Source organism: Aeromonas sp. S41-2 (assembly GCF_027705845.1).
In the GTDB taxonomy this organism is placed as follows: Bacteria; Pseudomonadota; Gammaproteobacteria; order Enterobacterales; family Aeromonadaceae; genus Aeromonas; species Aeromonas hydrophila.
On the sequence record NZ_JAPDCG010000001.1, the window covers coordinates 291,702 to 307,947 of the forward strand.

The window sequence follows — 16,246 nt, forward strand, 5'->3', positions numbered from 1 at the left end:
CCAGGTAACCCAGATGCGACACTCATTGCCCTCGTTCAAACAGCTGCTGCGCACCCTGCCCCTGCTGGCAGGCAGCCTTCTCTTTACTCAGGCCAACGCCGGCGACAACCCGCAGTGGCAGCAAACTCTCGAGGAGGCCAAGGGGCAGACCGTCTACTTCAACGCCTGGGGCGGCAGCCCGGAGATCAACGCCTATCTGGTGTGGGCCGGCCAGGAGCTGGCGCGCGAATACCAGGTCAAGCTGGTGCAGGTGAAGGTGGACGACATCGCCCAGAGCGTCAGCCAACTGCTGGCCAACAAGCAGGCCGGCAAGCACAGTGGCGGCCCCATCGACCTGCTCTGGGTCAACGGCGAGAACTTCAAGGCGCTCAAGGAGCAGGGGCTGCTCGGCGCCCCCTTTACCCGTGAGCTGCCCAACATGGCGCTGGTCGACGGCGCCCTGCCGGTGAGTGAGGACTTCACCGTGCCGGTGGAGGGGCTGGAAGCCCCCTGGGGTATCGGCCAGCTCAACCTGATGGTCAACGGCGAAGAGGTCAAACAGCTGCCCACCTCGGCGGCGGCCCTGCTCGCCTGGGCCAAGGCCCACCCCGGCCGCTTCACCTATCCCAAGCCGCCCCAGTTCCACGGATCCAGCTTCCTCAAGCAGATCTTGCTGGAGCTGACCCCGGACCCCGCCCCCCTCTATCGGGAGGCGACCGAGAGCGATTTTGCCAGGGTTACCGCCCCGCTCTGGGCCTGGCTGGATGAGCTGCACCCGACGCTCTGGCGCAAGGGCAAGCTGTTCCCCACCAGCGCCGCCGAGACCCGCCAGCAGCTCGATGACGGCGAGCTGGCGATGGCCATCAGCTTCAACCCGCAAGAGGCGCAGAGCGCGGTGCAAAACGGCACCCTGCCCCCCAGCGTTGTGGCGGTAGCCATGGCGAAAGGGGCGCTCACCAACAGCCACTTCCTCGCCATCCCCTTCAACGCCAACGCCCGCGCCGGCGCCAAGGTGGTGGCCAACTTCCTGCTGAGCCCCGCCGCCCAGGCGCGCAAGGCCGAACCCGCCTTCTGGGGCGATCCCAGCGTGCTGCGGGCCGATGCCCTGCCCGCCACCCAGCAGCCGGTACCGGCGCTGCGCTTCAAGGCGGTGGCCGAACCTCACCCCAGCTGGCAGCTCAGGCTCGAAGCGGCCTGGGCCGAGCGTTACGGCCACTGATGAGCCGGTTCGGCCACTCTTCGCTTGATTGGCGCCCCCTGTTCACGGCAGGGTGCGCTCTGGTTTTTGGCCTGCCGCTGCTGGCGGGGGGCTGGCAACTGCTGGCTGAGGGATTGACCCGACCCCACCTGCAATTGCTGCTGACCCAACCGGGCCTCTGGCACTCGGCGCTGCTGAGCCTGTGGATTGGCGCCGCCTCGACCCTGGCCAGCCTGCTGCTGACCGCCCTGCTGCTGGCCCACAGCGACAGCCGGGCCGTCGGCTGGCTGCGCCGGCTGCTCTCGCCCTTGCTGGCGCTGCCTCACGTCGCCTTTGCCATCGGCTTTGCCTTTCTGCTCGCCCCCTCCGGCTGGTTGCTGCGTCTGCTCTCGCCGACCCTCACCGGGTTCGAGCTGCCCCCCGACTGGCAGACCCTGCGCGATCCCGCCGGGCTCGGGCTCATTCTCGCCTTGACCCTCAAGGAGACCCCCTTCCTGCTGCTGATGGCGCTCGGCGCGCAAGACCCCGCCAGGGTGGCGCGCCAGCAGTGGTTGGGGGCCAACCTTGGCTTCAGCGCCCCCCAGATCTGGTGGCGCCTGCTGCTGCCGGCGCTGTGGCCCGCCTTGCGTCTGCCCCTCTATGCGGTGGCTGCCTACGGGGTGGCGGTGGTGGATCTGGCCCAGTTGCTCGGACCCGATGCCCCCGCTCCGCTGGCTGTGCGCCTGTGGCTCTGGTATCAGGACCCGGATCTGGTCTGGCGCGGCGCCACCGCCAGCGGCGCCCTGCTGCTGCTCGCCATCACCGGGCTGCTGCTGGCCCTGCTGCGGTTGCTGGAGCTGGCCCATCGAACCCTTGGCAAACCCGGCTGGCTCGATGGCAGGCGAGCAAACCCAAGCACTCTTGGCCGCACCCTTGCCACCGGCAGCGTGGTGACGCTGATCGTCCTCAATCTGGCGGTGCTGGCCGCCCTGCTGCTCTGGTCGCTGACCCGGCGCTGGCCCTTTCCCGCCCTCTGGCCAAGCCAGTGGAGCGGCCGCTATTGGCTCGACCTGCTGCCGACCCTGTCGCCGCTGCTGACCACCAGCATCCTGCTGGCGCTGGCGAGCGGGGCGATAGCGCTGGTGATGGCGGTGCTGAGCCTGGAGGCGCAGGCCGGCCGCCGCCCCTGGCCGCTCTGGCTCATCTGCCTGCCGCTCTTGCTGCCCCAGGCCAGCCTGCTGTTTGGCATTCGGCTCGGGGTGGACTGGTTCAGCCTCGGGTGGGGGGGCAATAGCATCGGCTGGCGCTGGGTACTCTGGAGCCAGCTGCTGTTTGTCCTTCCCTACGTTTATTTGTGTCTGCACGGCCCCTATCGCCAGTTCGACCCGCGGATCACCCAGAGTGCCCTGCTGCTGGGGGCGACCCCGTGGCGAGCCTGGTGGCAGGTGAAAGGGCCGCTGCTGGCCCGTCCGCTGTTGTTTGCCTTCGGCGTCGGAGCCGCTGTGAGTCTGGCCCAATACCTGCCGACCCTGCTGTTTGGCGCAGGGCGGGTGGTCACCATCACCACCGAGGCGGTGGCCATCGGCAGCGGCCTCAACCGGCGGCTGGCGGGCCTCTACGGCCTGCTGCAACTGCTGCTGCCGCTCGTCATCTATCTGCTGGCGCTCTGGCTGCCGGCGCGACTCAACCCGGCGCTCAAAGGGGGCGGCTAACGATGAACAACAACCATGACAACAGCCCCATGCTGAGCACCACGCCTCTTCGCCTCTATCTGGAGGAGAACCTGCTGCTCTCGCTGCCCGCCCTGCAGGTGGCGCCGGGCGAGGTATTGACCCTGATGGGCCCCAGTGGCTGTGGCAAGAGCTCGCTGTTGGCGGCGCTGGCGGGGGTGCTGCCCGCAAGCGGCCCCATCCGGCTGGAGGGGGACGTGACCCTCGGCGCACGCCGGCTCACCCAGCTGCCGCCCCAGGCCCGGCGCATCGGCATGCTGTTTCAGGATGATCTGCTGTTCGACCACCTGACGGTGGCGGAGAACCTGATGTTTGGCATGCCGGCCAGCGTGAAGGGGCACAGGGCGCGGCTGGAAAAGGCGGTGGCCGCGCTGGCACAGGTCGCGCTGGCGGATCAGGCTGACAAGCTGCCGCAACAGCTCTCCGGCGGCCAGAAGGCCCGCGTCAGCCTGCTGCGGGCGCTGCTGGCCGAGCCCGAGGCATTGTTGTTGGACGAGCCCTTCTCCCGCCTCGACAAGCAGCTGCGGGCCGCCTTTCGCGAACTGGTGTTCGCGCAGATCAAGGCACTGGCCATCCCCGCCATGCTGGTGACCCACGACGAAGACGACGCGCCGGGCACCATACTCCAGCTCACCGAATCCTGTTTTTGACCGAGGAGTTCACCTTGTTTGACCGCCACCTGATCCCCGTTATCCGCAGCCCCCTCACCCGGCTCGCCAGACCGCTCTGCCGCGTTGGGATCAGCGCCAACCAGGTAAGCCTCACCGGCTTTGCCATCGGCATGCTGGCGTTGCCGCTGCTGGCCTTTGGCTGCTATCAATGGGCGCTGGCGGCCATCCTGCTCAACCGGCTGCTGGACGGGCTCGATGGCGCCGTGGCGCGGGAAACCGGCATCACTGACTGCGGCGGCTTTCTCGATATCACGCTCGATTTCATCTTCTACGCCGCCGTGGTACTGGGCTTTGCCCTCGCCGCCCCCGCCAATGCGCTGCCCGCCGCCACCCTGCTGTTTGCCTTCATGGGCACCGGCTCGAGCTTTCTGGCGTTTGCCATCATGGCCGGCAAGCGGGGCATCGACAATCCGGTCTACCACCACAAGTCCCTCTACTATCTGGGCGGCCTCACCGAGGGGAGCGAGACCATCGCCCTGTTCGTGCTGATGTGCCTGTGGCCCGCCGCCTTCGCCCCGCTCGCCTACGGCTTTGCCCTGCTCTGCGCCATCACCACCCTCACCCGACTCTGGAGCGGTTACCACACCCTGCGTTGAGGCAGGACGGCAGGAAGAGCCCGCTACGGAACACTTGCGCATGGACGACAATGTTTTACCATGGCGACACTCTTTTTCAGGCTCATGAGAACCTTATGCGTCGCCTTGTCTCCGTGCTCACCCTCTCCCTGTTTCCCATGCTCTATGGCTGCAGCAGCACGCCGGCTGCCAAGCCCGTGGTCAAGCCCCAGCCCAACAGCGCCTTCATCAACCAGACGCCGCCGAGCAAACCCTTCTACGGGCAGGTGAGCCAGCCGGGTGTCAGCAAGGGGGACTTCGCCAATCGCGCCAACGTGGACAACTTCGTGCAGCGGATGGTGCAAAAACACGGCTTCGACGGCGCCGAGCTGCACCGGGTGCTGGCCCAGGCCGAGCGCTATGACTGGATCATCCGCCTGATGGATGCCCAGGCCCCCACCACCACGCCGCCCACCGGCCCGACCGGTGCCTGGAATCGCTACCGCGCCAAGTTCATCACCCCGGACAACGTACAGAACGGCGTCAGCTTCTGGCGTGAGTACGAGAACGAGCTCAACCGTGCCCAGCAGGTGTATGGGGTGCCGCCGGAGATCATCGTCGGTATCATAGGCGTGGAGACCCGCTGGGGCCGGGTGATGGGCAAGACCCGCATCCTGGATGCGCTGGCGACCCTGGCGTTCGACTACCCGCGCCGGGCCGAGTTCTTCACCAGCGAGCTGGAATCCTTCCTGGTGATGACCCGCGACGAGGGGATGGATCCTACCGCACCCAAGGGCTCCTACGCCGGCGCCATGGGCTACGGCCAGTTCATGCCCTCCAGCTTCCAGCGCTACGCGGTGGACTTCAACGGCAACGGCCACACCAACCTGTGGGATCCGGTGGATGCCATCGGCAGCGTGGCCAACTACTTCAAGGCCCACGGCTGGGAGAAAGGGCAACCGGTGGCGGTGCGCGGTCAGGGCCAACTGCCCGGCTACGAGCACGGCTTCCAGACCCGCTACCCGGTCGCTTCCCTGCGCCGCGCCGGGCTGACCCCCACCAGCACCCTTGGCAACCACAGCGAGGCGAGCCTGCTGCGCCTGGATGTGGGCACCGGCTATCAGTACTGGTACGGCCTGCCCAACTTCTACACCATCACCCGCTACAACCACAGCACCCACTACGCCATGGCGGTGTGGAAGCTGGGACTGGCGGTGAAAGATGCCCGCGGCGGTTACTAAGTCGGTCGGATAAAAAAGGCGGCCCTCAGGGCCGCCTCGTCAACCATCCACACTGCGCCTTTGGGCGCAGTGTGCGTTTACAGTGCCCCCACCTTCGCCAGACGATCCAGCTCGGCAAGCAGGGCGGCCGGCTCGACCCGACGGGTGTAATCGGCGTTGATGAAGTGGTAGAGCACGGTGCGGTCCTGACCGATGATGTAGCTGGCCGGCACCGGCAGAGTGAAGCTCTCGTCGCCGTTGCTCGCCGGGATGTCAATGCCAAAGCCGGCATAGATGGGCCTGAGCGCCTCCGGCAGCTCGAACACCAGTCCCAACTCTGCCGAGACCCGGTTGCCCTCGTCGCTCAGCACGGTGATCGCCAGCCCGTTGGCGGTGAGGGTATCCTGCGCCGAACTGGGGGTTTCCGGCGTCATGCCGATGAGGTTCACGCCGCGCTCGCGCAGCGCCGGCAACACGGCGTTGAGCGCCTGCATCTCCATGTTGCAGTAGGGACACCAGCCACCGCGATAGATGTTGAGCAGCACCGGGCCCTCCGCCAGATAGTGGGAGAGCGGGCGCACCACCCCGTGCTGATCCGGCAGGGCGAAATCGGGCATCCGCTCTCCGCGCCCGAGCGCCCCCTGCTCCAACCCGCTTGCCTGCAGGCTGCGGGTCGCCTCCTCCATCAGGGCCAGTACCGGGGCCGGTACCTGGCGCTGCTTCTGCTCATCGTACGCTTTGATTTTTTGCTCGAGTGTGTGCATCATGACCATCCTTTTTGTAGTGGTCGCTACAATATCAAGCGGACCACACCCCATGGTCAAGTTGTTTTTTAGCGATCACTCCAAAATGGAGTTTCACAAGGCAGGACTCGAGATGGCAAGACCCGCATCATTTGACAGAGAACAGGTACTGGAAATCGCCCTCAACGCCTTCTGGGATACCGGCTTCAGCAACACCGGCATTGCCGCGCTGGTCGAACGGATGGGGCTCAAGCCCAGCAGCCTGTATGGCGCCTTCAGCTCAAAGGAGGGGTTGTTCATGGAGGTGCTGCAGCGCTATTCGGCGCAGAGCCTGGCGCAGATCGAGCAGATCCTGAACTCGGCTGCCTCCCCGCTGGCGGGCGTGCAGGCCCTGCTCGATGCAGTGGCCCGGGATGCCATTGCCAGCGAGGCGCACCGTGGCTGCCTGCTGGTCAACACCTTGCTGGAGATCGGCCGCCACCACCCGTTCATTCAGGAGACCGCCAGCAGCCACCTCGCCGAGGTCGAGCTGCGGGTCAGCGCAGCCTTGCGCCAGGCGCAGGCGGCAGGGGAGCTGGCCGCCGGGCGCGACGTCGACGCCACCGCCGCCTTGCTGATGACCATGGTGTGGGGATTGCGCGTACTGGGCCGCACCCATCCGCCCGCCACCAAGGTGAACGCGGTACTGGCCCAGATGCGGGCCATTCTGTCTGCGGACGCATGACAACCGCTCACCAGGCTACGGGGTTCACTCGTTTTCCAGCAGCCAGCGCTTGAGCAGGACGGCCAGCTGCTCCTGCTCGGCCAGGGTCAATGGCGCCAGCAGGCGCCGCTCGTTGGCCACGTGCCGCTCCACCGCCCGGTCAACCAATTCCCGTCCCGCGTCGGTCAGGCAGACCAGCAGGCTGCGCCGATCGCTCGGGGCGGCCTGACGTTCCACCAAGCCTCGCTCTGCCAGTTTGTCCAGGCGGGCGGTCATGGCCCCCGAGCTCAACATGGCGGATTGATAGAGCACGGTCGGGGTGAGCGGTTCACCGGCCCGGCGCAGGGTCGCCAGAATGTCGAAATCGCTGCCGAGCAGGCCGCACTCCTTGAGCTCCTCGCTCACCTCCCGTCCGGCGATCGCCGCCATTCGCGCCACCCGTCCCAGCACGCCCATGGGAGAGCAGTCGAGATCCGGTCGCTGCCGGGCCCACTGGGCCAGCAGCAGGTCTACATGATCTGATTCCATCTTCGGCCACTTATCTTTTCATCGAGATACTTGATGGTAAACCAATTTGAGGCTAATTTATCTTTACTTAAAGATACTTTATAAAGAGACAAGTTCATGCCCATGCTGATCGCCCTGCTGGCCCCTTTGCTCTGGGGCAGCACCTATGCCGTCGTCAGCCTCTCTCTGACCGACTACTCCCCCTACTGGGTGGCTGTGTGGCGGGCGTTGCCGGCCGGGTTGCTCCTGTTGCTGGTACGCCCGCGCCTGCCGCCCCTGCCCTGGGGAAAGCAGTGCCTGCTGGCGTTTTGTAACATCGCTGCGTTTTTTGCCCTGCTGTTCGTGGCCGCCTTCCGGCTGCCCGGAGCCGTGGCGGGCACCCTGGGGGCCACTCTGCCGCTGGTCTTGATGTTGCTGGCCTGGTTGCAAGATGGCGTCAGGCCGACCCTGAAATGGCTGCTGCTGGGCCTGATGGGGCTGGGCGGGGTCTTGTTGCTGCTCAACCCTTCCGCCAATCTGGACCCTGTCGGCGTCACCTGCGCCCTGCTGGCCACCCTGCTCATCGGCCAGTCCAGCCGCTGGATGCAGCGCTGGCCGGTCAGCGATCTGCTGGCGCTGACCGCCTGGCAGCTGCTGCTGGGCGGCCTGATGCTGATCCCGCTCGCCTGGTGGCTGGCCGGCCCCATGCCAATGCCGCAGCCGGCAAGCGCTACCGGCCTGCTCTGGCTGATCCTGCTCAACACGGCGCTGGCCTACTGGGCCTGGCTGTGGGGACTCAAGCGCCACGGCCCGGAGGTGATGGGCATGCTGGCCCTCACCAACCCCATGGTGGCAGTCTCCTGCGGTGTGCTGATGGTGGGGGAAACGCTGGATGCTCGCCAATGGCTCGGCATCGGGGTGATCCTGCTCTCCCTGTTCCTGATGAAGCTGCCTGCTCGCCCCTTCTTCAAACGCTGGCAGGCCCGCCGGGCGAGCACCGGCCAGTGCAGCAGGCCGTGACATCCAGCTCAAGCGCAATAAAAAAGAGGAGCCATCAAGGCTCCTCTTTCACATTCCGCGGGTGCTTGAGTCGAACTCAGACCCCGGCCTTGGCCAGGGCGGCGGAGACGATCTGCTGGGCTTCCTGCTGGATGAGGTCCAGGTGCGCCTCGCCCTTGAAGCTCTCCATGTAGATCTTGTAGATGGACTCGGTACCGGAGGGGCGCGCCGCGAACCAGCCGTTCTCGGTCACCACCTTGAGGCCGCCGATGGCGGCATCGTTGCCCGGCGCCTTGGTCAGCTTGGCGATGATGGGCTCGCCGGCCAGGGTGGAGGCTTCCACCAGCGCCGGATCCAGCTTGGAGAGCACCGCCTTCTGGGCGCTGTTGGCCGGGGCATCGATGCGACGATAGCTGGAGCGACCGAACTTGGCTTCCAGTGCGTCGTAGTGGGCCTGCGGATCCTTGCCGGTCACAGCCAGAATTTCCGCTGCCAGCAGCGCCAGGATGAAACCATCCTTGTCGGTGGTCCAGACGGTACCGTCTTTGCGCAGGAAGGAGGCGCCCGCGCTCTCCTCGCCGCCAAAGCCGAACTCGCCGCTGTAGAGGCCATCCACGAACCACTTAAAGCCGACCGGCACCTCTTTGAGGGTGCGGCCAATCTCGCCGGCCACCCGGTCGATCATGGAAGAGGAGACCAGCGTCTTGCCAACGGCTGCATCGGCAGACCAGCCGGTGCGATGGGTAAACAGATACTGGATCGCCACCGCCAGATAGTGGTTCGGGTTCATCAGGCCCGACTTGGTGACGATGCCGTGACGGTCGTAGTCAGGGTCGTTGCCAAGGGCGATGTCGAACTTGTCCTTGAGGGCAATCAGGCTGGCCATGGCGAACGGGCTGGAGCAGTCCATCCGGATCTTGCCGTCTTTGTCCAGGGTCATGAAGGAGAAGGTCGGGTCGACCTTGTAGTTCACCACTTCGATGTTCAGACCATAGGTCTTGGCGATGACGTCCCAGTAGGCGACGCCGGAGCCGCCCAGCGGATCGACACCGATCTTGATGCCGGCCTGCTTGATGGCCTCCATGTCCAGCACGTTTTTCAGGTCATCCACATAGGGAGTGACATAGTCGTGCAGGGCCACGAACGGGCTCTTGAGCGCCTCGGCGAACGGCATGCGCTTCACCCCGGCCAGACCCGCTTCCAGAATCGCGTTGGCGCGATCCTCCACCCACTTGGTGATCTCCCCTTCGGCGGGACCGCCGTGGGGCGGGTTGTATTTGAAGCCACCGTCTTCCGGCGGGTTGTGGGACGGGGTGATCACCACGCCGTCGGCGCGCGCGGCAGGCTTGCTGGCATTGTGGCGCAGAATGGCGTGAGAGATGACCGGGGTCGGGGTGAAGCCGAGGCCGGCCTGAATGCGGGTCTCGACGCCGTTGGCCGCCAGCACTTCCACCGCGCTGGCAAAGGCGGATTCAGACAGTGCGTGGGTATCCATGCCGACAAACAGCGGACCCGTGATGCCGGCCTGCTGACGATACTCCACCAGCGCCTGGGTCACCGCCAGGATGTGGGATTCGGTGAAGGCGTTGTGCAGGGCGCTGCCGCGGTGACCGGAGGTGCCGAAGGCAACCCGCTGCTCGGGGCGGCTCATGTCGGGCTTGTTGAGGTAGTAGGCGCTGACCAGACGGGGGATGTTGGTCAGGTCGCTCAAACGGGCCGGCTGACCGGCGTGGGAATGCTGTGCCATGGCGTTGTCCTTGCTTGATGGCGGCCTTGCCCGGCAAGGCCTGAGTCTGATGAACCGTTAAATTGCGCCGCACACCCGGGCGATCACCTCGTCACCATACCCCATGCTGGTCATCAGCTGGGCCACCATGTTCTGCTTGCGACTGGTGTTGGTGTTGGTGATCACCCAGAACGGGGTTTGTGGCACCGGCTTGGGCTTGGTGGTGCTGCCGCTGGCGCGCAGGGCATCGGGATCCCGCGAGAAATAGACGCGCTTGCGCCCCTTGATTTCGGTGGCCTGGGTAAACCCGACCGGGTCATCCCGGTAGAGGGTACTGAGCACCTGCATGAAGCGGTTGATGGACTTCTCTTCTTTTTGCAGCTCGCCGGAGTCGAGCAGCGCCTCCAGCCCCATGGCATCGGCCACGGCGTGCGGCTGGGCCGTCGTCACCGGCTCGGCCACAGGCGCAGCCTGGTTGGCGGGCTGTTCCAGCAGGCGGCGCAGGATATCGGAGGCACTCTCGCCGATGTGCCGGGTCTGGCTGGCGATATAGAAGTAGAGATCGTCATCAAGCTCGATGGTTTTCATAGGGATGCGCTGGACTCGTCGAAATTCGGATGCGGCGATTATACATAGGCAAACCCGGCAGCCCAAGCAAGGGGCGGACAGATGTGCATGAATCTCATCGAGAATACGGCATAATAGCGGGCCAAGTGTGTGATCCGTCGCACTGATAGCCGATCTGGCAGACTTTTTTAGAAAAAAAACCACACTTTTTTGCTCCGCAATGAGTGAAATCCTTTTCTTTCCAGTGTGTTAAATCACAACGTGCAACGCACTCACGACCGACAAGGTGTCATTTTGCAACAAAACCCATTATTGAACTTCAAGGAGCAGGGCCAGGGCCAACCCGTCGTGCTGATCCACGGGCTGTTCGGCAGCCTCGACAACCTCGGCCTGCTGGCGCGCCCGCTGAGCGAACAATACCGGGTCATCAGCGTCGATCTGCGCAACCACGGCGCCTCCTTTCACTCCGACGAGATGAGCTACCCGGCCCAGGCCGCCGATCTGCTCGCCCTGCTGGATCGGCTCGGGCTTGAGCAGGTGGCCATCGTGGGTCACTCCATGGGGGGCAAGGTGGGCATGCAGCTGGCCAAGCTCGCGCCAACGCGCGTTGCCAAGCTGGTGGTGGCCGATATCGCGCCGGTCGCCTACCCCCACGCCCGCCACCAGAATGTGTTTGCCGGCCTCAACGCCACCCTCGAACAGGCTCCGCAAAGCCGCAGCGAGGCGGAAGCCATCCTGGCGCAGCACATCGAGATCGCCGGCGTGCGCCAGTTCCTGCTCAAGTCGTTTGCCAAAACCGGGCACGGCTGGGGCTGGCGCTTCAACGTCCCGGCCCTTGAGCGCAACTACGCCAACATCATGGGCTGGCCCGATGCACAGAGCCGTTTCGAGGGCCCAGCGCTCTTCATCAAGGGGGGGGATTCCGACTACATGCAGCCCGAGCATACCGAGACGGTGATGGCGCAATTCCCCGCCGCCAAGGCCCGGGTCATCGCCGGTACCGGTCACTGGCTGCACGCGGAAAAGCCGGTTTTGTTCAACAAACTGGTTGTGGATTTCCTGTCGACAGGCGGTTAACAGTTTCAAATCCTTTGTGATATAGTGCGCCCGTCATAAGGAGTGTGCGCAATCCATGCTAAGTGAACATATCGACCTGATTGAGAGTCTGGGCCTGAAGTTATTCTTTGTGGCCATTTTCGTATTGATTGGCCTGGCCATTCAGGACGTGCTCAAACGCGGCAACGTGCCCCGTTTTGGCCGACTCATCGTCTGGTTGGTACTCTTCCTGGGTTGTGCAGGTTTTGTCGCCAAGGGGCTGATCGAACTGGGCTGGGAAGGCTCAGGCATCGGCTAACTTATTTTCATCTGTGATGTATGGCCAAACAGCAAACTGATCGAACAACACTGGATCTGTTCGCAAATGAGAAGCGCCCCGGCAGGCCAAAGACCAACCCACTCCCCCGTGAGACCCAGCTCAAGATCAACAAGCGCAACCAGCTCAAGCGCGATCGGGAGAACGGTTTGAAGCGGGTAGAGTTAAAGGTGGAGGCCGAGTTGCTGGAACGCCTGAACCAACTTGCGTTACAACAGAACGTCAGCCGAGCCGAGCTGATCCAATCTATCCTGAAGCAACAGATTGAGTCTGCACATGCTGCAGGCATCACAATCTGACCGTTAAGCATTAACACCAGATACGGGTAACTAAACACTATGGCTAGTGTAGGTCTGTTTTTCGGCAGCGATACCGGTAATACCGAAGCTGTCGCCAAGATGATCCAGAAAGAACTGGGCAAACAACTGATTGAAGTCCGTGACATTGCCAAGAGCAGCAAGGCCGACATCGACAGCTTCGATCTGCTGATGTTCGGTATCCCGACTTGGTACTATGGCGAAGCCCAGGCCGACTGGGACGACTTCTTCCCCGAGCTGGAAGAGATCGACTTCACCAACAAGCTGGTCGCCATTTTCGGTTGCGGCGATCAGGAAGACTATGCCGAGTACTTCCTCGACGCCATGGGCACCCTGCGTGACATCGTCGAAGCCAAAGGCGCCATCGTCATCGGCAACTGGCCAACCGCCGGCTACGAATTCGAAGCCTCCAAGGCACTGGTGGACGACAAGCACTTCGTGGGTCTGGGCATCGACGAAGATCGCCAGCCGGAGCTGACCGCCGAGCGTGTCAAGGGCTGGTGCAAGCAGCTGCACGAAGAGATGTGCCTGGCCGAGCTGGAGTGATCCAGGCTCGCCAGCCTCTCTGACAACAAGGGCCCCCGCGGGGCCCTTGTTGTTTCTGACTCAGCCTCTTTCGCCACTTCGGTGTTCCGGTTTGGCCCGCACATAGAGGGTGCGCTTGACCTGGGCCACCAGCTCACCGCTTTGATCCTGCACCGTCACCTCGAACTCGGGGAAATGCTTGTCTCCCCCATCGGTCGCCGCCACGATGGCAGCCAGCTTGCCGTCGGTCAGGTTGAATTCGGCCACCAGCTTGCCCTTGCCCGGCTTGATGTAGTTGATGCTGCCCGCCTTGTCCCAGACGTAATAGCGGTTCTTGAAATAGCCCATCAGCATCAGTGGATAGATGGGATCGGTCATCGCAAACATGCTGCCGCCAAACTGGGTACGGTTGGCGTTCTTGTTCCACCAGCGGGACTTGAGGGTGACCCGGCAGAAGCGAAAATCATCGCTCAATGTCTCTATCTTGATGCCGGCGCCCCAAAAGGGGGGCCAGGCGTTGAGGGCGCGGCGCACCCAGGCCGCATTGTCAAAAAGCCAATCCATGGATCTCATCCGACCAGACAGTGAAGAAGGTTACATTTTATCAACATTCACCAAACGAGCAAGCCGTCACGAGAATCCGTCCAATTCCACCGGATGGTGCCATCTGCGCTAAAGCCCTTGAATTACTGGGTTTATTTTTAGGTGAGCTACGACCTATAATGACAGGCCAAGCGAGTTCGTGGTTGCCATTCCAGCGGCAGTCAATCAGAATAACCACACCTTCGAGAATGCGAATAAATAGAATATGGCAGACAACAACCAAGCGTTAAAAAAGGCCGGGCTCAAGATCACCTTGCCCCGTGTCAAAATCCTGGAAATCCTGCAACAGCCGGACTGCCAGCACACCAGTGCGGAAGATCTGTACAAACGACTGATCGACCAGGGTGAAGAGATTGGTCTCGCTACCGTATATCGCGTTCTCAACCAGTTTGATGATGCCGGTATTGTTACCCGTCACCACTTCGAAGGGGGCAAGTCGGTGTTCGAACTGGCCACCCAGGAACACCACGACCACCTGGTCTGCCTCGACTGCGGCAAGGTGATCGAGTTCTCCGACGAGGTGATCGAGCAGCGCCAGCGCGATATCGCTCAGCAGCACAACATCCGGCTGACCAATCACAGCCTCTATCTGTACGGCCACTGCGCCGCCGGCGAGTGCAAGCACGAAGATTGACCCGCCAGACAGAGACAATAAAAAAAGCCAGCGTGATGCTGGCTTTTTTGTGTCCGTCATTTAGAACCCATTTACGATCTTGCTCCGAGGTCGTGATCAAGGCTCATCTGCTGCTCAAACCCCTCACGTATCTCTATACGCGCCGGTTCCTGTGCCGCTTCACCTTGCTGACAACCTCTCATCACAGATCGTAAACAGGTTCCCAGATCAAGAGAGGGCAGGGCCTCCCCTGCCCTCTTCTGTTATCAGGCCTCGGCCTTGCCCCACACGTCGCGCAGGGCCACGGTGCGGTTGAACACCAGATGCTCCGGGCTGGAGAGCTTGTTGTCGGCGCAGAAGTAACCTTCACGCTCGAACTGGTAAGCCTGTTCCGGCTTGGCGTTCTTCAGGGAAGCCTCGACACGGGCACCCTCGATGATCACCAGGGAGTCCGGATTCAGAGCCGCTTCGAAGTCCTCTTCGGCGCCCGGGTTCGGCACCTTGAACAGACGGTCGTAGAGGCGCACTTCGGCCGGCAGGGAGTGAGTGGCGCTGACCCAGTGGATCACCCCTTTCACCTTGCGACCATCGGCCGGATCCTTGCCCAGGGTCTCGGGATCGTAAGAGCAGTAGATGCAGGTGACCTTGCCATCGGCATCTTTCTCGACCCGCTCGGCCTTGATGACGTAGGCATTGCGCAGGCGCACTTCCTTGCCCAGCACCAGTCGCTTGAACTGCTTGTTGGCTTCTTCTTTGAAGTCCGCTTCATCGATGAGGATCTCGCGGGTGAAGGGAAGCGTACGGGTACCCATCTCGGCGTTGTTCGGGTGGGCCGGGGCAGTCAGCACTTCGTCGGCGGCCAGGTTCTCGATCACCACCTTGACCGGGTGCAGCACAGCCATGGCGCGCGGGGCATTCTCGTTGAGATCTTCGCGGATGCAGGCTTCCAGCATGCTCATCTCGACGATGTTGTCCTGCTTGGTCACGCCGATGCGCTTGCAGAACTCGCGGATGGAGGCTGGAGTGTAGCCACGGCGACGCAGACCGGAGACGGTCAGCATGCGCGGATCGTCCCAACCGTCCACGTGCTTCTCGGTCACCAGCAGGTTCAGCTTACGCTTGGACATGACGGTGTATTCGAGGTTCAGTCGGGAGAACTCGTACTGACGGGGGTGGCAGTCGATGGTGATGTTGTCCAGCACCCAGTCGTACAGGCGACGGTTGTCCTGGAACTCCAGCGTACAGATGGAGTGGGTGATCCCTTCCAGGGCGTCCGAGATGCAGTGAGTGAAGTCATACATCGGGTAGATGCACCACTTGTCACCGGTCTGGTGGTGGTGGGCAAACTTGATGCGATAGATGACGGGATCGCGCATCACCATGAAGGGGGATGCCATGTCGATCTTGGCGCGCAGGCAGGCGGAGCCTTCGGCAAACTCGCCGTTCTTCATCTTCTCGAACAGGGCCAGGTTCTCGGCCACCGAACGATCGCGGAACGGGCTGTTCTTGCCCGGCGCAGTCAGGGTGCCACGGTATTCGCGCATCTGCTCGGCAGAGAGCTCGTCCACGTAGGCCAGGCCCTTCTCGATGAGCTCGATGGCATAGCCGTGCAGCTTGTCGAAATAGTCGGAGGAGTAGCAGATCTCGCCGTTCCACTGGAAGCCGAGCCACTGCACGTCCTGCTTAATGGACTCAACGTACTCGATATCTTCCTTCACCGGGTTGGTGTCGTCAAAGCGCAGGTTGCACTGGCCCTGGTAGTCGCGGGCGATGCCGAAGTTCAGGCAGATGGACTTGGCGTGACCGATATGGAGATAACCGTTCGGCTCGGGCGGAAAACGGGTATGCACGCTGCTGTGCTTACCGCTGGCCAGATCTTCATCAATGATCTGACGAATAAAGTTAGTTGGGCTGTTCGCCTGACTCATGGCTCACCTCAAAAATGCGTCACTGGCGGAAGTTGTGCCGGCTGGCACCCTCATACCCCCGCCGTCAAGCCGGATATGATCCCTCATTACGCGCCCTGTCTCAACCTGAATTTGCCCGTTTCGGGGTACTGGCGCCGCAAAACGCCCTGCACTGGTGGCCGGTTTGACTGACTGGCGAAAAAAAAGACCCCGCACGAGGCGGGGTTCAAGGTGATGAAAAACAAAAACAGACAATACACACACACACAACAAAGGCTCACACGCACAGTCAACCTTTCCCAAGCCCGATGGCCATCGCCCTTGGGAAAGGCGGGTCTTGCGACCCACCTTGCA

At 63.0% G+C, this 16,246-nt stretch carries 18 protein-coding genes; 12 read left to right on the top strand and 6 right to left on the bottom strand.

Features of this window, described 5'->3' with window-relative positions; genetic code table 11:
• Window positions 1–13 precede the first annotated feature (13 nt).
• From OKC44_RS01340 to mltB, 5 genes are all read left to right on the top strand, one after another.
• Window positions 14–1,198, top strand: a complete 1,185-nt coding sequence (locus tag OKC44_RS01340; RefSeq protein ID WP_270810579.1) for an ABC transporter substrate-binding protein — start codon at window positions 14–16, stop codon at window positions 1,196–1,198.
• Window positions 1,198–2,868, top strand: a complete 1,671-nt coding sequence (locus tag OKC44_RS01345) for an ABC transporter permease (RefSeq protein ID WP_270810580.1) — start codon at window positions 1,198–1,200, stop codon at window positions 2,866–2,868. Before OKC44_RS01340 ends, OKC44_RS01345 begins: the two co-directional genes overlap by 1 nt.
• Window positions 2,869–2,897: 29 nt before the next feature.
• Window positions 2,898–3,536, top strand: a complete 639-nt coding sequence (locus OKC44_RS01350) for an ATP-binding cassette domain-containing protein (protein ID WP_270811295.1) — start codon at window positions 2,898–2,900, stop codon at window positions 3,534–3,536.
• 14 nt (window positions 3,537–3,550) lie between these two features.
• Window positions 3,551–4,153, top strand: coding sequence for a CDP-alcohol phosphatidyltransferase family protein (locus OKC44_RS01355; RefSeq protein ID WP_270810582.1), 603 nt, complete (start codon window positions 3,551–3,553; stop codon window positions 4,151–4,153).
• Window positions 4,154–4,248: 95 nt separating this feature from the next.
• A complete protein-coding gene (gene mltB / locus OKC44_RS01360) occupies window positions 4,249–5,352 on the top strand; it encodes a lytic murein transglycosylase B (protein ID WP_270810584.1) in 1,104 nt (367 codons plus the stop codon).
• A gap of 77 nt (window positions 5,353–5,429) precedes the next feature.
• Here the strand turns inward: mltB and OKC44_RS01365 are convergent, their stop codons facing one another.
• Window positions 5,430–6,095, bottom strand: coding sequence for a peroxiredoxin-like family protein (locus OKC44_RS01365; RefSeq protein ID WP_333563234.1), 666 nt, complete (start codon window positions 6,093–6,095; stop codon window positions 5,430–5,432).
• A gap of 112 nt (window positions 6,096–6,207) precedes the next feature.
• On the opposite strand from OKC44_RS01365, the gene OKC44_RS01370 reads away from it, so the two are divergent.
• The gene (locus OKC44_RS01370; protein ID WP_270810588.1) at window positions 6,208–6,798 is read left to right on the top strand and encodes a TetR/AcrR family transcriptional regulator; all 591 of its coding nucleotides are present in this window, start codon (window positions 6,208–6,210) and stop codon (window positions 6,796–6,798) included.
• Window positions 6,799–6,822: 24 nt separating this feature from the next.
• On the opposite strand, the gene OKC44_RS01375 is transcribed toward OKC44_RS01370, so the two are convergent.
• Window positions 6,823–7,305, bottom strand: a complete 483-nt coding sequence (locus tag OKC44_RS01375) for a MarR family winged helix-turn-helix transcriptional regulator (protein ID WP_171280347.1) — start codon at window positions 7,303–7,305, stop codon at window positions 6,823–6,825.
• A 96-nt stretch (window positions 7,306–7,401) separates the two neighbouring features.
• Here OKC44_RS01375 and OKC44_RS01380 point away from each other — a divergent pair, with 96 nt between their 5' ends.
• The gene (locus OKC44_RS01380) at window positions 7,402–8,283 is read left to right on the top strand and encodes a DMT family transporter (protein ID WP_270810591.1); all 882 of its coding nucleotides are present in this window, start codon (window positions 7,402–7,404) and stop codon (window positions 8,281–8,283) included.
• Between the two features lie 76 nt (window positions 8,284–8,359).
• Here the strand turns inward: OKC44_RS01380 and pgm are convergent, their stop codons facing one another.
• Together pgm and seqA are read right to left on the bottom strand one after the other, a co-directional pair.
• The gene (gene pgm / locus OKC44_RS01385) at window positions 8,360–10,009 is read right to left on the bottom strand and encodes a phosphoglucomutase (alpha-D-glucose-1,6-bisphosphate-dependent) (protein ID WP_270810593.1); all 1,650 of its coding nucleotides are present in this window, start codon (window positions 10,007–10,009) and stop codon (window positions 8,360–8,362) included.
• A gap of 57 nt (window positions 10,010–10,066) precedes the next feature.
• The gene (gene seqA / locus OKC44_RS01390; protein WP_077095586.1) at window positions 10,067–10,576 is read right to left on the bottom strand and encodes a replication initiation negative regulator SeqA; all 510 of its coding nucleotides are present in this window, start codon (window positions 10,574–10,576) and stop codon (window positions 10,067–10,069) included.
• Window positions 10,577–10,867: 291 nt separating this feature from the next.
• Here seqA and OKC44_RS01395 point away from each other — a divergent pair, with 291 nt between their 5' ends.
• The 4 genes from OKC44_RS01395 to fldA are packed head-to-tail and all read left to right on the top strand — an operon-like array spanning window position 10,868 to window position 12,790.
• Window positions 10,868–11,632 (top strand): alpha/beta fold hydrolase, encoded by a 765-nt coding sequence (locus OKC44_RS01395; protein ID WP_130633414.1) that lies wholly within the window; start codon window positions 10,868–10,870, stop codon window positions 11,630–11,632.
• Between the two features lie 55 nt (window positions 11,633–11,687).
• Window positions 11,688–11,909, top strand: a complete 222-nt coding sequence (locus OKC44_RS01400; protein ID WP_011705431.1) for a DUF2788 domain-containing protein — start codon at window positions 11,688–11,690, stop codon at window positions 11,907–11,909.
• A 20-nt stretch (window positions 11,910–11,929) separates the two neighbouring features.
• Window positions 11,930–12,226, top strand: coding sequence for a LexA regulated protein (ybfE, locus tag OKC44_RS01405; protein WP_011705430.1), 297 nt, complete (start codon window positions 11,930–11,932; stop codon window positions 12,224–12,226).
• A gap of 39 nt (window positions 12,227–12,265) precedes the next feature.
• Complete coding sequence (gene fldA / locus OKC44_RS01410) at window positions 12,266–12,790, top strand: flavodoxin FldA (protein ID WP_011705429.1); 525 nt, start codon at window positions 12,266–12,268, stop codon at window positions 12,788–12,790.
• Window positions 12,791–12,850: 60 nt separating this feature from the next.
• Here fldA and OKC44_RS01415 read toward each other — a convergent pair whose 3' ends face one another.
• Window positions 12,851–13,333 carry a DUF4442 domain-containing protein gene (locus tag OKC44_RS01415; protein WP_024943809.1) on the bottom strand — a complete coding sequence of 161 codons (483 nt, stop codon included), beginning with the start codon at window positions 13,331–13,333 and terminating at the stop codon, window positions 12,851–12,853.
• A 244-nt stretch (window positions 13,334–13,577) separates the two neighbouring features.
• Between OKC44_RS01415 and fur the strand changes: the two genes are divergently transcribed.
• Entirely contained in the window at window positions 13,578–14,006 is a 429-nt protein-coding gene (gene fur / locus OKC44_RS01420; protein ID WP_011705427.1) for a ferric iron uptake transcriptional regulator, read from the top strand.
• Between the two features lie 245 nt (window positions 14,007–14,251).
• Here the strand turns inward: fur and glnS are convergent, their stop codons facing one another.
• Window positions 14,252–15,913, bottom strand: coding sequence for a glutamine--tRNA ligase (glnS, locus tag OKC44_RS01425; protein ID WP_270810596.1), 1,662 nt, complete (start codon window positions 15,911–15,913; stop codon window positions 14,252–14,254).
• Between the last annotated feature and the right edge of the window lie 333 nt (window positions 15,914–16,246).

Excerpts from the sequence above, each read along its gene's own strand:
- OKC44_RS01415 (WP_024943809.1), bottom strand. The coding sequence starts at position 13,333 with ATGGATTGGCTTTTTGACAATGCGGCCTGGGTGCGCCGCGCCCTCAAC.
- pgm (WP_270810593.1), bottom strand. The coding sequence starts at position 10,009 with ATGGCACAGCATTCCCACGCCGGTCAGCCGGCCCGTTTGAGCGACCTG.
- OKC44_RS01365 (WP_333563234.1), bottom strand. The coding sequence starts at position 6,095 with ATGCACACACTCGAGCAAAAAATCAAAGCGTACGATGAGCAGAAGCAG.
- OKC44_RS01350 (WP_270811295.1), top strand. The coding sequence starts at position 2,898 with ATGCTGAGCACCACGCCTCTTCGCCTCTATCTGGAGGAGAACCTGCTG.
- ybfE (WP_011705430.1), top strand. The coding sequence starts at position 11,930 with ATGGCCAAACAGCAAACTGATCGAACAACACTGGATCTGTTCGCAAAT.
- OKC44_RS01380 (WP_270810591.1), top strand. The coding sequence starts at position 7,402 with ATGCCCATGCTGATCGCCCTGCTGGCCCCTTTGCTCTGGGGCAGCACC.
- OKC44_RS01370 (WP_270810588.1), top strand. The coding sequence starts at position 6,208 with ATGGCAAGACCCGCATCATTTGACAGAGAACAGGTACTGGAAATCGCC.
- glnS (WP_270810596.1), bottom strand. The coding sequence starts at position 15,913 with ATGAGTCAGGCGAACAGCCCAACTAACTTTATTCGTCAGATCATTGAT.
- OKC44_RS01400 (WP_011705431.1), top strand. The coding sequence starts at position 11,688 with ATGCTAAGTGAACATATCGACCTGATTGAGAGTCTGGGCCTGAAGTTA.
- fur (WP_011705427.1), top strand. The coding sequence starts at position 13,578 with ATGGCAGACAACAACCAAGCGTTAAAAAAGGCCGGGCTCAAGATCACC.
- OKC44_RS01345 (WP_270810580.1), top strand. The coding sequence starts at position 1,198 with ATGAGCCGGTTCGGCCACTCTTCGCTTGATTGGCGCCCCCTGTTCACG.
- OKC44_RS01340 (WP_270810579.1), top strand. The coding sequence starts at position 14 with ATGCGACACTCATTGCCCTCGTTCAAACAGCTGCTGCGCACCCTGCCC.
- seqA (WP_077095586.1), bottom strand. The coding sequence starts at position 10,576 with ATGAAAACCATCGAGCTTGATGACGATCTCTACTTCTATATCGCCAGC.
- fldA (WP_011705429.1), top strand. The coding sequence starts at position 12,266 with ATGGCTAGTGTAGGTCTGTTTTTCGGCAGCGATACCGGTAATACCGAA.
- OKC44_RS01375 (WP_171280347.1), bottom strand. The coding sequence starts at position 7,305 with ATGGAATCAGATCATGTAGACCTGCTGCTGGCCCAGTGGGCCCGGCAG.
- mltB (WP_270810584.1), top strand. The coding sequence starts at position 4,249 with ATGCGTCGCCTTGTCTCCGTGCTCACCCTCTCCCTGTTTCCCATGCTC.